Raw genomic sequence first — 13,103 nt, forward strand, 5'->3', positions numbered from 1 at the left:
CGTCCCGTTCGGATCCACCGACCCGGCCCGCAGTCAGACCCAGGCCCAGACCCCGTCGGCCGAGTCCACCCCCGAGGCCGGCCTCAGCGAGAGTACGTCGCGATCGAACGGCCGCCCGCCTTCGCCGGTCGGTAAGCCGCTCGTCCCGATCCCGGCGACCCCGTCGGCGACCGCTACCGATCCCACCACACCGTGGTGGATCCAGGCCTCGGACCGCGCGAGTTCCGACTCCGCGGGGCAGAGCTCCGGGACCACGACGTCGACCACGACCTCGCCGACGCCAACCACCCCGAAGACGACCCAGTCGACGCTCCCGAAGACAACACCGACGACGCCTCCGAAGACGACGAGCACCGCGACGACGACCGCCAAGCCCTCGACGCCGACCCCGACGACTCCCAAACCCAGTACGCCGAAACCCAGCACGCCCAAGCCCAGCACACCGAAACCGTCGACCCCGACGACGACAGCGACCACACCAACGACCCCGACCACGCCATCCACGCCAGCCACCCCGGCCACCCCGCCGACGACCGCCACGATCCCGGCGACCCCGACCCTTCCGACCCTCCCCACGCTGCCCGGCATACCGATCATCACCGGCACTGTGACTCCCACCCTCCCGATCCCGCCGCAACACACCCAAACGGACGATTCATCCGGTAACTGACCCGGTTTGGTGAGCGACTGTGATGTGCGGGATGGTGTCCTGAAGCGGAGTGCGCTATTGCCCGCGATAAGGTCGGGCGGTCCACAAGGTCGCACGGAGTCGCTACGGGAAGGTGGATCGTTTTCCATGAGCGTCGGTGAAGTCGCGGGGCTGATAGCTGCCTGCGCGCTGCTCATCCTGGTAGGCCTGCTGGCCTATCCGATCCTGAAGCTCGGCAAGGTGTTCGACGAGACCCGGATCATGGTCAAGGGCGTCTCCGACTCCAGTGTCCCGCTGCTCGGCGAGGTGACCACCACCGTGGCCACCACCAACGCCCAGCTGGCGAAGGTGGACACCATCACCGACAACGCGACCACCGTGACGACCAACGCGGCGGCGTTGATGTCGCTGTTCTCGGCGACGGCGGGTGGCCCGCTGGTGAAGGCGGCCGCGTTCACCTACGGCGTCCGCCGGGCGCTCGGTGAGCAGCAGCGCAAGGACGTGTCCAGGCGCGTCAAGGAAGAGATGAAGGCCGAGCGGAAGGCGCGGAAGCGGTGAAGCGGATCTTCTGGCTGATCATCGGGATCGCCGTCGGCGTGTACGCCGTGACCCGGCTGAAGAAGCGGGTCCAGATCCTCGCTCCGGAGAGTGTCCAGGAGTCCACGGCCAAGCTGGCCGCCGCGGTCCGGCACTTCGGCGACCAGGTCCGCGAGGGCATGGCCGAGCGGGAGACCGAGCTGCGGGACGCGCTGGGTATTGAGAACACCAACGATCGTGAGGACTACCGGTAACACCCATGGAAACCAGTGAGATCAGGCGGCGGTTCCTGCAGTACTTCGAGGACCGTGGCCACACCGTGGTGCCGAGCGCGCCGCTGCCGTCGCCGGACCCGAACCTGCTCTTCAACGTCGCCGGCATGGCCCAGTTCGTGCCGTACTTCGTCGGCCAGCAGACCCCGCCGTACCCGCGCGCGACGAGCGTGCAGAAGTGCGTGCGGACGCTCGACATCGACGAGGTCGGCAAGACCACCCGGCACGGCACGTTCTTCCAGATGAACGGCAACTTCTCCTTCGGCGATTACTTCAAGGAGAAGGCCATCGAGTACGCCTGGGAGCTGGTGACCAAACCGCAGAACGAGGGCGGTTACGGCTTCGACGAGTCCGTCCTGTACGCCTCGGTGTACTACGACGACGACGAGGCGATCGAGCTCTGGAAGCGGGTCGCCGGCCTGCCGGACGACCGGATCGTCCGACTCGGCATGAAGGACAACTTCTGGTCGATGGGGATCCCGGGTCCGTGCGGCCCGTGTTCGGAGATCCTGATCGACCGCGGCCCGGAGTTCGGCGCCGACCGGGACTGGGAGGCGGGCGACCGCTACCTGGAGTTCTGGAACCTGGTCTTCATGCAGAACATCCGCGGCGAGGGTGGCGGCAAGGAGGGCTACCCGATCCTCGGCGAGCTGCCGAAGAAGAACATCGACACCGGTCTCGGCCTGGAGCGGGTGGCCTACCTGCTGCAGGGCGTCGACAACATGTACGAGATCGACGAGATCTACCCGGTGATCGAGCGCGCGTCGGAGCTGAGCGGCCGCAAGTACGGCGCCGAACACGTCGACGACGTCCGGTTCCGGGTTGTCGCGGACCACGTCCGCAGTGCGCTGATGCTGATCGGTGACGGCGTCACCCCGGGCAACGAGCAGGGCGGGTACGTCCTGCGCCGGCTGCTGCGCCGCGCGATCCGCTCGATGCGGCTGCTGGGCTACGAGGACCCGAGCCTGGTCGAGCTGCTCCCGGTGAGCCTCGAGCAGATGAAGAAGTCGTACCCGGAGCTCGAGCCCGACTTCGGCCGGATCAGCCAGGTCGCGTACGCCGAGGAGGAGGCGTTCCGCCGTACCCTCACAGCCGGTACGACGATCTTCGACGTGGCGGTGCGCGACACCAAGGCCTCTGGGGCGCACCAGCTCGAGGGCGCGAAGGCCTTCCAGCTGCACGACACGTACGGCTTCCCGATCGACCTGACCGTCGAGATGGCGGCCGAGCAGGGCCTGAACGTCGACACCGAGGGCTTCCGCTCCCTGATGAAGGAGCAGCGCGAGCGTGCCAAGGCGGACGCCCGCGCCAAGAAGGCCGGTCACGCGGACACCTCGGGGTACCGGGAGCTGCGCGAGAAGGGCGTCACCGAGTTCACCGGGTACCAGGAGCTGGCGACCGACTCGCAGGTCCGCGGTCTGCTCCGTGACGGTGCGGTCGCCTCGTTCGCCGAGCAGGGCGAGACCGTCGAGGTCGTGCTGGAGAAGACCCCGTTCTACGCCGAGTCCGGTGGCCAGATCGCGGACGAGGGCCTGATTATCGGTGACGGCCTGAAGCTGAACGTGCTCGACGTGCAGCGGCCGGTCAAGGGCCTGGTCGTGCACAAGGTCGAGATCCTCGAGGGCGTACTGCGTCCCGGGACCGACGTGCACGCCGCGGTCGACCACGAGTGGCGGGTCTCGGCCTGCCAGGCGCACTCCGGGACGCACGTCGTGCACGCCGCGCTGCGCCAGGTGCTCGGCCCGAACGCGTTGCAGAGCGGTTCGTACAACAAGCCCGGTTACCTGCGGCTCGACTTCGCCTGGTCGTCGGCGCTCGACGCGGCCACCCGGTCCGAGATCGAAGAGGTCGCGAACCTCGCCGTACGGCAGGACCTGCCGGTGTCGGCGCAGTACATGACGCTCCCGGAGGCCCGGGACTGGGGTGCGCTGGCGCTGTTCGGCGAGACGTACGACGAGCAGGTCCGCGTGGTCGAGATCGGTGGCCCGTGGTCGCGTGAGCTCTGTGGTGGCACGCACGTGAAGCACTCGTCGCAGGTCGGCGCGGTGACTGTCACCGGCGAGTCGTCGGTCGGCGCGGGCGTGCGCCGGATCGAGGCGTTCGTCGGCATGGAGGCGCTGCACTTCCTCGGCCGCGAGCGGGCGCTGGTCCGGCTGCTCAGCGAGAACCTGAAGACCCGGCCGGAGGAGCTGCCCGCGAAGGTCGCCGACCTGTCGGAGCGGTTGCGCGCCGCCGAGAAGGAGCTCGAGAAGGTCCGCGCCGCGCAGGTGCTGCAGGCCGCGGGTGGGCTGGCGGCCAACCCGAAGGACGTCTTCGGCGTCCAGTACGTCGGTCATCGCGCGCCCGACGGCGTGAACGGCGGCGACCTGCGCAAGCTGGCGCTCGACGTCCGCGGCCGGTTGGGCAACGACAAGCCCGCCGTGGTCGCGGTGCTGAGCGTCAACGACGGCAAGCCCGGCGTGGTGGTCGCGCTCAACGACACCGCCCGCGAGTGGCGGCTGAAGGCCGGCGACCTGGTCCGGGTCGCGGCCGAGAAGCTCGGTGGCCGGGGCGGTGGCAAGGACGATGTCGCGCAAGGTGGCGGTACGGATCCGGCCGGTGCCGGCGACGCGCTGAGTGCCGTCGAGCACGCGATCGGGCACCAGGTGACCGGTTGACCGACGGTTTCGCACCGATCACGCAGCGCTGGCTGTGAGCCCGACTGTGAGACAGTGCAGATGAGAACGGGAGTGCGGATCGCCCTGGACATCGGCGACGCCCGGATCGGCGTCGCGAGCAGCGATCCGCACGGAATCCTCGCCACGCCTGTGGAGACTGTCCGCCGCGGGCCGGGAGATCTGGATAGGATCGCCGCACTCGCCGCCGAACTGGAGGCGTTCGAGATCGTGGTCGGCCTGCCGCGTTCCCTGTCGGGGGGCGAGGGACCGGCCGCGGTGAAGATCCGGGAAACGGCGGAGCAGGTGCGGGACAAGGTGCACGTGAACAACTCGGGGACGACGGTGCGGCTGGTGGACGAGCGGTTCACCACCGTCACCGCCGAACGGATGCTGCGGGAACGGGGAAAGAAAGGCTCCAAGCGGCGCGCGGTGGTCGACCAGGCCGCGGCGGTCGTGATTCTGCAACATGCGCTCGACCTCGAGCGCGAGACCGGCAACCCACCCGGGAGGCCCCTGTGAACGGACCATCGGTGGACCAAGATGTCGACGAGGGCGAGGAGCAACGCGACGATCTGGGCAGCGGGCTCGGCCTGCGGGCCGAGACGCGGGTGGAGCGCCGGGCCAACCGGCGCCGGGCCCGTGGCCGCCGCGCCTTCGGCTGCTTCGCCGGACTGATCTCGCTGCTCGTCGTCGGCGCGATCGTGGCCGGTGCCGTGGTCGGCTTCGGCAAGGGCAAGGACGCCCTCGCGAACGTGTTCTCCGCGCCCGACTACTCAGGGCAGGGCACCGGCACGGTGATCGTGGAGATCTCCAACGGCCAAGGCTCCAGCTCGATCGCGGACACGCTCGAGAAGAAGGAAGTCGTGAAGAGCGCCCGCGCCTTCGAGCGGGCGGCCCGCGACGATCCGCGGGCCTTGCAGATTCAGGCCGCGACGTACACGCTGCGCAAGCACATGTCGGCCAAGGCCGCGCTCGAGCTGATGCTGAACACCGCGCAGTCGGTCCGGATCACCCGGTTCAGCGTCCCGGCCGGCAAGACGATGGCCGAGGTCGCGCTGATCCTGCAGAACCCGAAGCTCAAGCTGCCGAGCGGTTCCGTCGCGGGCGCGCTGGCCAAGCCCGCCACGCTCGGTCTCCCGTCGTACGCGCACAACAGCGCCGAGGGCTTCCTGTTCCCGGGCACGTACGACGTGCCGAAGGGCGCGACGGCGGTCTCGATGCTGAAGATGATGACGGCGAACTACGCGAAGGCCGCGTCGTCGCTGGACCTGGCGAACAGCGCGTCCCGCAAGGGTCTGGACCCGTACCAGGCGGTGATCGTCGCCAGCATCATCGGTGCCGAGACCAACAAACCGGCGGACTACGCGAAGGTCGCGCGGGTGATCTACAACCGGATGGCGGCCGGGATGTACCTGGGGATGGACTCGACGGTGCACTACGTGGTCGGCAAGGACGGCGGCGTGTTCACGACGCCCGAGCAGCGCAAGAACACCTCGCCGTTCAACACCTACAACCACAAGGGCCTGCCGCCGACGCCGATCAACTCGCCGACCCGCGAGCAGCTCAGCGCGGCGATCAACCCGGCGCCGGGATCGTGGAAGTACTTCACGCTGGTCAACCTGGACACCGGCGAGACCGCGTTCGCGACCACGTACGCCGAACACCAGGCCAACGTGGCGAAGTTCCAGACCTGGTGCCAGGCCCACAAGGGTCGCTGCTGATCATGCGGTGTCTTGTGCTGGGTTCGCCGATCGCGCACTCGTTGTCCCCGGCGATGCACCGGGCGGCGTACGCCGCGCTCGGGATGGACTGGACCTACGACGCGTTCGAGGTCGAGGAGGACGAGCTGCGCGGGTTCGTCGCGTCGCTCGGTGACGACGTCCGTGGGCTGTCGCTGACGATGCCGTTGAAGCGGGTGGCGCTGGACCTGGTCGACACCGTCGATCCCGTGGCGGAGCTGATCGGTGCGGCGAACACGATGCTGTTCGAGCCCGACGGATCCCGGTCCGCGCACAACACCGACGTACCCGGGCTGGTGAACGCGTTCGCCGAGCGGGGGATCACGGCGGCCGAGACGGCGGTCGTGATCGGTGGCGGTGCGACCGCGGCGTCGACGCTGGCGGCGCTGCGTGGGCTGCGGGTCAGCGAGGTGACCCTCGTCGTCCGGGACCTCTCGAAGGCGGAGCGGTTGCGGGACCTGGCCGCGGAGCTGGAGCTCCGGACGTCGGTCGCCGACTTCACCCAGGTCGAGCAGATCGGCGGCTTCGACCTGTGCGTGTCGACGCTGCCCGGCGGCGCGGTCGACCCGTGGGCCGAGCACTTCGCCGGCGTCGCGCCGGTGGTGTTCGACGTCGCGTATCACCCGTGGCCGACCAAGCTCGCGATCGCGGCGCACCGGATCGGTACCGAGCTGTTGAACGGACTTGACCTACTCGTGCATCAGGCGACCCTCCAAGTGGAGATGATGACGGGTAGGTCGCCGGCTCCTCTGGCGGCCATGAGAACGGCTGCTCGTGAGGAGTTGGGGGATCGTGAGCCTGCTTGACCGCCGTACGGTACTGAAGGCCGGCGGTGCCGCCGCCGCTGTGACGCTGGCCGGTTGTGGGAACTCGAAGAAGGACGCCGGGGGGTCGACGAGCCCTTCGCAGACGGCTACGGCCACTACGTCGAACACACCGACCACATCAGCGCCGAGCTCGACCACTCCGAGCTCGACCCCGAGCAGCACGCCCAGTACGTCTGCCCCGACGCTCACGTCCGCGGTCCCGAACTGGAACAGCTTCGCCCGCTCGCTCCAGGGCCGCCTCTACCTGCCGGCCTCGTCCGGGTACGCCGCCGCGCACCAGCTCTTCAACCCGCGCTGGGACAGCGTCCGCCCGGCCGCCGTGGTCAAGGCCGCGAACCCCGCCGACGTCCAGAAGGCGATCAACTTCGCCCGCGCCAACAAACTCGTGCTCGTCCCGAAGAGCGGCGGGCACTCGTACGTCGGCGCGTCGACGATCGCCAACGGCATGCAGGTCGATGTCGGCGCGCTCAAAGGCATGAGCTACTCGAACGGCGTCCTCACCGTCGGCGCGGGCGCGCACCTGTACGACGTGCACGCGTTCCTCGACCGTTACGGCCGCTCACTGCCGACCGGGAGCTGCCCGACCGTCGGTGTCGCCGGCCTCACGCTCGGCGGCGGCGTGGGGATCCACACCCGCACATTCGGGCTGACCTGTGACCGGGTCGTCTCGATGGGCGTCGTCACCGCGGACGGGAAGGCGCACACGGTCAGCGCGTCCGCCGAGCCGGACCTGTTCGCGGCCCTGCGGGGCGGCGGCGGTGGCAATCTCGGGGTGGTGACGTCGTTCCAGTTCGCGACGATCCCGGGGACCAAGCTCGGGTTCTTCCGGCTGAGCTGGCCGGAGTCGCAGGCGGCGGCCGTCGTCCGCGGCTGGCAGAAGTTCGCCCAGACCGCGCCGGCGACGTCCTGGGGCAACCTGCACATCGATGCCAACAGCAACGGTACGTTGTCGGTCCACGTGCTCGGTGTCTCCACCACCGGCAACGCGAACGCGGCGGCCGCGCAGCTCGAGTCGTTCGTCGGCGCGAAGGCGTCGTCTCGCTCGATCACGGTGAAGTCACACATGGAAGCGGTGAAGTACCTCGGCGGTGGGTCGACGAGTCCGCGCCAAGGGTTCCAGGCCGGCTCCGACGTCCTCAAGGGACCGATGGACGCGGCAACGATCACCTCACTGCTCGGCGCAGTGAAGGCGGCGGCCCGGGCTCGAACGCCGGCGTCGGCGATCCTCGACCCGCTCGGCGGTCAGGCGACGAAGCAGCCGGCGGGCGGCTCGGCGTGGCCGTGGCGCAGCGCGCTGGCCGTGATCCAGTGGTACTCGTCGTCGCAGGGCAAGAGCGCGCAGACCTTCATCTCCAACGGCCACCGCGCCGTCCGGTCCGCCACCGCCGGCGGTTACGTGAACTACCTCGAGACCGGACGAGCGGTGAGTTCGTACTACGGCGGCAGCGTGGCGAAGCTGGAGGCCGCGAAGCGGAAGTACGACCCGGGCAACTTCTTCCACACGCCGTACACCTTCGCTTAGCTAGTCTTCGCCCGTGAAACTTTGGCGGGTGCTCGCGGGCGTGCTGGCTGTTGGATTCGTCGCTGCCGGGGTGACGCCTGCCTGGGCCTGCGCCTGCGGCGGCTTCATGCCGGACGCCCAGTCCCGGGCCCGTTCGTACGGCGAGAACGCGCTCGTCCAGTACTCCGGCGGCACCGAGAAGATCACGCTGTCGATGGAGATCAACGGCTCGTCGAAGAAGGCCGCATGGATCATGCCGGTTCCGGCGGCCGCGAAGGTGGAGCTCGGCGACGACACGCTGTTCAACCGGCTGGACCGGATCACGCGGCCGAAGATCGTGTCCAAGACGACCTACTGGCCGTTCCGCGGGCGCGGGCTGGGGCTCATGGGCGGCCGCGGCGACTCCGCGGGCGCCCCGGCCGCGAGCGGGGTGAACGTCCAGCAGCAGATGGTGCTCGGGCCGTTCGCGGTCGCGCGGCTCACCGGCTCGAGCGGTGCGGCCGTGACCGACTGGCTGCGCACCAACGGGTACGTCGTCCCCGCGACACTCGCGGCGAACCTCACGCCGTACCTGTCGGAGAAGTGGGAGATCGTGGCGGTCAAGCTCGCGCCGAAGCGGGACGGTGAGTCGCTGATCGGCTCGACCCCGCCGCTCGCGCTGACGTTCGCGTCGAACCGGATCGTGTACCCGATGCGGCTGAGCAAGGGCGCGACCACCGCGCAGACCGTGACCGTGTACGTCGCCGCCGAGCACCGGGTCGACGCCACCAAGCTCCCGGACGCCGACGTCCGCCCCGAGCTGCTGTTCGCGGGCCGGGTCGAGGACGACGCGACGCTGACGAAGCCGGCCGACTTCCTGACCGCGTACACGGTCACCTACCGCGAGCCGGGCCGGATCACCGACGACTTCACGTTCGCGCCCGCGGCCACTGACGACGAGTTCCAACGGGTCGAGGTGATCACCACGAACCATGGGTTCTGGAGCACCCTCGGGGTGATCTTCGGCGGACTGCTGCTCATCGGCGGCGGCGCGGCGGTGATCGCGCGGACGCAGGTACGGCGCTCCGCCCAACGCATCGTCTAGGCTCCTGGATCGTGCCGGCCGACAACGCGTTGCTCGCTGCGGGGATCGGGGTCGTCGCCTGCGGACCCGCGGCGGCTGTCCTCGGGCCCTGGCTGATGCGCCGCATCCCGGAGCCCGTGCTGGACGAGGGCGAGACCAAGGTCCCGTACGCGTCACTGGCCGGCCGGAGCGCGGCGTACTGGTGCGGTGGGCTCGCGGCTGTGGCCGGGGGAGTGCTCGGCTGGATGCTCGGGCTGGACGCCGTACTGCCCGCGTGGCTGCTGCTCGCGGTGGCCGGCGCAGTGCTCGGGTACATCGACGCTCGGACGCGCTTCCTGCCATCGGTGATCATCTGGCCGACGTACGCCGTCGTCGGTGTCGCGCTGCTCGGCGCGGCGGTGGCGACCGGCGACTGGAGTTCGTTGCGCCGGGCAGCGATCGCCGGTGCGATCGGGTTCGCGGTGTTCTACGTGCTGTGGTTCGCGTTCCCGCGCGGTGTCGGGTTCGGCGACGTCCGGCTGTCCGGCTTGCTCGGGCTGGCGCTCGGTTGGCTGGGCTGGGGACAGTTCGTCTCCGGTCTGTACGGCGGGTTCTTCCTCGGTGCCGTGGTCGGGATCGTGCTGATCGCGGCCAAGGTGATGACCCGCAAACAGATGGTCCCGTTCGGGCCGTTCATGCTCGTCGGGGCGCTGGCCGGCGTGCTGCTCGGCGCGCCGTTGGAGCACCTGTACGCCGGATAGATGAGTCCCGGACTCCTCCAGATGGTTGATGTGCGGGGATCGCTCCGCTTCCTAGGGTCGAGGTATTCGAACTCTGGGAGGGAATCTCAATGCCAGTCAGTCGTCGTGGTCTGTTGGCCGGAACCGCCGTCGCGGGCGCCGCATTCGCCGTACCGGGGACGGCGAACGCAGCAGCTTCGCCGAGCGTTGGTTCCAGTGACCAGATCCGCCCGAGCGACGCGCGCTACCAGGATCTCGTCCAGCGCGGCCAGAACCGGCGGTTCGTCGGTACGCCGGAGTACGCGCGGGTGATCCGGTCCACCGAGGACGCCGTCGCGGCGGTGCAGGAGGCGGTCCGTAGCGGCAAGCGGATCGCGGTCCGTGGCGGTGGACACTGCTTCGAGGACTTCGTGGACTCCAGCGACATCGAGGTGTTGCTGGACATGTCGACGTACGACGAGGTGACCTGGGACCCGCGGCACCGGGCCTTCTCGATCGGCGCGGGCGCGATCCTCGAAACCGTCTACAAGGAGCTGTTCTACGGCTGGGGCGTGACCGTACCCGGTGGCGGCTGCCTCGGGGTCGGGGTCGGCGGTCACTTCAGCGGCGGCGGGTACGGACCGCTGTCCCGCAAGTACGGCTCGGTCGTCGACCACCTGTACGGCGTGGAGGTCGTGGTTGTCGACGCCCGCGGCCGGGCGCGTTCGGTGGTGGCGACCCGCGACAACGCGCACAGCGACCTGTGGTGGGCGCACACCGGCGGCGGCGGCGGGAACTTCGGCGTCGTCACGCGGTACCTGATGCGGTCGAACGGTACGTCGGGCCGGACGCCCGCCGAATCGTTGCCCAAGGCACCGGCGGCGCTGCGGTCCAGCCTGTTGCTGTACGACTGGTCGAAGACCACCCAGGCCGACTTCACCCGCACGGTGCGGAACTGGTTCACGTTCTTCGAGCAGCACAACACCGCGGACTCGCCGTACGCGACGCTCTACGCGCCGTTCATCCTCACGCACAACAGCGCGGGCCAGTTCCTGCTCTCCACCCAGATCGACGCCGCCGCGCCGAACTCGGCCGAGCTGATGAACGCGTTCAACGCCGCGATGGTGGCCGGCGTACAGAACAAGCCGCAGGTGATCGACACCGGCGTCGGGCCGTTCCTGCACACCACGATGCAGCGGTCGATCGCGGAGACGCCGGCGCCGAACCGCGGCAAGTACAAGGCCGGCTACCTGCGCAAGGGCTACTCCGACGAGCAGATCCTCGCGATGTACCGCGGCCTGACCGACGCGGCGTACAAGGGCCCGGGCTCGTCCCTGCTGCTCGTCCCGTACGGCGGCAAGGTCAACACCGTCGCGTCGAACGCGACCGCGTCCGCGCAACGCGACGTGGTCTGCAAGATGGTGCTCGCGGCCGCGTGGGACGCCGCGACCGACGACGCGACGCACCTCGCGTGGCTGCGCAAGGTGTACGGCGAGATCTATCGCGAGACCGGCGGCGTACCGGTGCCGAACGCGATCAACGCCGGCTCGTACATCAACTACCCGGACACCGACCTCGCGGACCCGGCGTACAACAAGTCCGGGGTGCCGTGGCACGACCTGTACTACCTCGGCAACTACCCGCGGCTGCAGCAGATCAAGGCGAAGTGGGACCCGCGCGACACCTTCCACCACAAGCTGTCGATCGAGCCGGCGTAGTCACCAGCCCGGGTAGCGACTGCTCCACGCGGTGTGGGGGCCGTAGTCGCCGTGCAGCCGCTTGCCCTGGGTGAACTCCAGCGCGAAGTCATCGGCCAGCGTGGTGATGACCGAGCGCCCCTCGACGGCGAAGACGAGCTCTGCGGGGAGAGCCGTCTCGCCGTGCAGGGCGCCGAGGATGTTCCCGCAGATCGCGCCGGTGGAGTCGCTGTCACCCGAATGCGTGACGGCCAGCGCCAGCGCGTCGAGGACCTGGTCGGGCTCCGGATACGCGAGCGCCGCGAAGACCGCGATCGCGAGTGCTTCCTCGGCGACCCACCCGCCGCCGAGCCGCTCGACCGTGACCGGGCCGGCGGGTGCTGTCGCGGCCAGGTGCCGGGCGAGCGCGAGCGCCGTACTGGTCTCGTCGTGGCCCTCGCGCTGGACCAGAAGGGCAGTCGCGCGGTCGAGGGCGTCGTTCAGGGAGGCGCCCGTACAGAGCTCGTGGACGATCGCGGCGAGAGCGCCGGACGCGAGCTTCCCGCTCGGGTGGCCGTGCGTGTACCCGGCGGCGTCCGCGGCCGAGTCGAACAACCAGTCGACCGGGAACTGGGGGAGCAGCCCGAACGGCGCCACCCGCATGACTCCACCGCACCCCTTCGAGTCGTTCACCGCCAACGCGCCGAACTGGGGGATGCGCGGCTCGCCCTTGCGGGCCTGCGTGAGCGCGGTCAGACACGTGTTGCCCGGTGCGCGCCGCGCGTACAGCCACTGCTCAGCCTGCAGCCAGCCGTCCCGCTCGCCGCTCGGACCGGGCAGCGTCTGCGTGTCCAGCCACCGGTCGTACGCGTGCTGCACGACGGCCACCGTGAAACCGGTCCCGCGGTCGCTCCGCACGCTCGCGCGGATCAGCCCCTCGACGGTGAACAACGTCATCTGGGTGTCGTCGGTGATCGTCCCCGGCGGCCAACCGGCCCCACCGTCGACGTACTCGCGCACCCCGTCCGGGTACTTCGCGACGATCGAGCGACCGTCCTGGAACTCCACCGGTCCACCCAGCGCGTCCCCGATCGCCCCACCCAGCAGGCACCCCCGCACCCGCCCGCGCCACGTCTCCTCCGCCTCACGGTTCACCCTTGGACCCTATCGGGGGTGGTGCCAGCGCTACCCCCAAGACGGGATCTGAGGCCAGTTCGTGCGGAGCCTCCGGCTTCTAGTGTCGTTGGTACAAGGCAACCAGTTCTTCGGAGGAGTTCACGATGACCACCCGATTCCGTCGTACCGCAGGGCGCCTGGCCATGGCGGCCCTCGCCACCACCGCGCTCACGGGCGCCGCGATCGCCGGCGGTCAGGCGGCCAGCGCCAGCACCAGCTGCGCGGACTCTCCGATCATCAAGACCTTCGACATGGTGCTCTCCGTCCGTCACGGGCTGAACACCCAGGAGAGCCAGACCTGCCGCTGA

The 13,103-nt window shown here is 69.6% G+C and carries 13 protein-coding genes; 11 read left to right on the forward strand and 2 right to left on the reverse strand.

All coding sequences use genetic code 11. The annotated features are described in order from the left end of the window. Positions 1-33: 33 nt before the first annotated feature. Positions 34-618: a hypothetical protein gene (locus AC0662_RS02665; RefSeq protein WP_478298047.1), complete on the reverse strand. Its 585-nt coding sequence runs from the start codon at positions 616-618 to the stop codon at positions 34-36. Between the two features lie 178 nt (positions 619-796). Here AC0662_RS02665 and AC0662_RS02670 point away from each other — a divergent pair, with 178 nt between their 5' ends. From AC0662_RS02670 to AC0662_RS02715, 10 genes are all read left to right on the forward strand, one after another. Beyond that, the gene (locus AC0662_RS02670; protein WP_130388436.1) at positions 797-1,207 is read left to right on the forward strand and encodes a DUF948 domain-containing protein; all 411 of its coding nucleotides are present in this window, start codon (positions 797-799) and stop codon (positions 1,205-1,207) included. After that, positions 1,204-1,440 (forward strand): DUF6167 family protein, encoded by a 237-nt coding sequence (locus tag AC0662_RS02675; RefSeq protein ID WP_452203743.1) that lies wholly within the window; start codon positions 1,204-1,206, stop codon positions 1,438-1,440. The genes AC0662_RS02670 and AC0662_RS02675 overlap by 4 nt, the downstream gene beginning before the upstream one ends. A gap of 5 nt (positions 1,441-1,445) precedes the next feature. Further along, complete coding sequence (alaS, locus tag AC0662_RS02680) at positions 1,446-4,115, forward strand: alanine--tRNA ligase (RefSeq protein WP_478298050.1); 2,670 nt, start codon at positions 1,446-1,448, stop codon at positions 4,113-4,115. Between the two features lie 60 nt (positions 4,116-4,175). Next, positions 4,176-4,634 carry a Holliday junction resolvase RuvX gene (gene ruvX, locus AC0662_RS02685; RefSeq protein ID WP_387785239.1) on the forward strand — a complete coding sequence of 153 codons (459 nt, stop codon included), beginning with the start codon at positions 4,176-4,178 and terminating at the stop codon, positions 4,632-4,634. Positions 4,635-4,645: 11 nt separating this feature from the next. Next, positions 4,646-5,836, forward strand: coding sequence for an endolytic transglycosylase MltG (gene mltG, locus AC0662_RS02690; protein WP_452203745.1), 1,191 nt, complete (start codon positions 4,646-4,648; stop codon positions 5,834-5,836). 2 nt (positions 5,837-5,838) lie between these two features. Further along, the gene (locus AC0662_RS02695) at positions 5,839-6,660 is read left to right on the forward strand and encodes a shikimate dehydrogenase (protein WP_452203746.1); all 822 of its coding nucleotides are present in this window, start codon (positions 5,839-5,841) and stop codon (positions 6,658-6,660) included. Continuing rightward, positions 6,647-8,203, forward strand: coding sequence for an FAD-dependent oxidoreductase (locus AC0662_RS02700; protein ID WP_478298053.1), 1,557 nt, complete (start codon positions 6,647-6,649; stop codon positions 8,201-8,203). The genes AC0662_RS02695 and AC0662_RS02700 overlap by 14 nt, the downstream gene beginning before the upstream one ends. A gap of 13 nt (positions 8,204-8,216) precedes the next feature. Further along, positions 8,217-9,266 (forward strand): DUF2330 domain-containing protein, encoded by a 1,050-nt coding sequence (locus AC0662_RS02705; RefSeq protein WP_478298055.1) that lies wholly within the window; start codon positions 8,217-8,219, stop codon positions 9,264-9,266. 11 nt (positions 9,267-9,277) lie between these two features. After that, entirely contained in the window at positions 9,278-9,985 is a 708-nt protein-coding gene (locus AC0662_RS02710) for a prepilin peptidase (RefSeq protein ID WP_452203749.1), read from the forward strand. 89 nt (positions 9,986-10,074) lie between these two features. Continuing rightward, entirely contained in the window at positions 10,075-11,661 is a 1,587-nt protein-coding gene (locus tag AC0662_RS02715; RefSeq protein WP_478298057.1) for an FAD-binding oxidoreductase, read from the forward strand. On the opposite strand, the gene AC0662_RS02720 is transcribed toward AC0662_RS02715, so the two are convergent. Next, positions 11,662-12,774: an ADP-ribosylglycohydrolase family protein gene (locus AC0662_RS02720; RefSeq protein WP_478298059.1), complete on the reverse strand. Its 1,113-nt coding sequence runs from the start codon at positions 12,772-12,774 to the stop codon at positions 11,662-11,664. A gap of 125 nt (positions 12,775-12,899) precedes the next feature. On the opposite strand from AC0662_RS02720, the gene AC0662_RS02725 reads away from it, so the two are divergent. After that, entirely contained in the window at positions 12,900-13,103 is a 204-nt protein-coding gene (locus AC0662_RS02725) for a hypothetical protein (protein WP_387785222.1), read from the forward strand.

Source organism: Kribbella sp. NPDC043289 (assembly GCF_056436705.1).

Excerpts from the sequence above, each read along its gene's own strand:
- AC0662_RS02670 (WP_130388436.1), top strand. The coding sequence starts at position 797 with ATGAGCGTCGGTGAAGTCGCGGGGCTGATAGCTGCCTGCGCGCTGCTC.
- alaS (WP_478298050.1), top strand. The coding sequence starts at position 1,446 with ATGGAAACCAGTGAGATCAGGCGGCGGTTCCTGCAGTACTTCGAGGAC.
- ruvX (WP_387785239.1), top strand. The coding sequence starts at position 4,176 with ATGAGAACGGGAGTGCGGATCGCCCTGGACATCGGCGACGCCCGGATC.
- AC0662_RS02695 (WP_452203746.1), top strand. The coding sequence starts at position 5,839 with ATGCGGTGTCTTGTGCTGGGTTCGCCGATCGCGCACTCGTTGTCCCCG.
- AC0662_RS02715 (WP_478298057.1), top strand. The coding sequence starts at position 10,075 with ATGCCAGTCAGTCGTCGTGGTCTGTTGGCCGGAACCGCCGTCGCGGGC.
- AC0662_RS02725 (WP_387785222.1), top strand. The coding sequence starts at position 12,900 with ATGACCACCCGATTCCGTCGTACCGCAGGGCGCCTGGCCATGGCGGCC.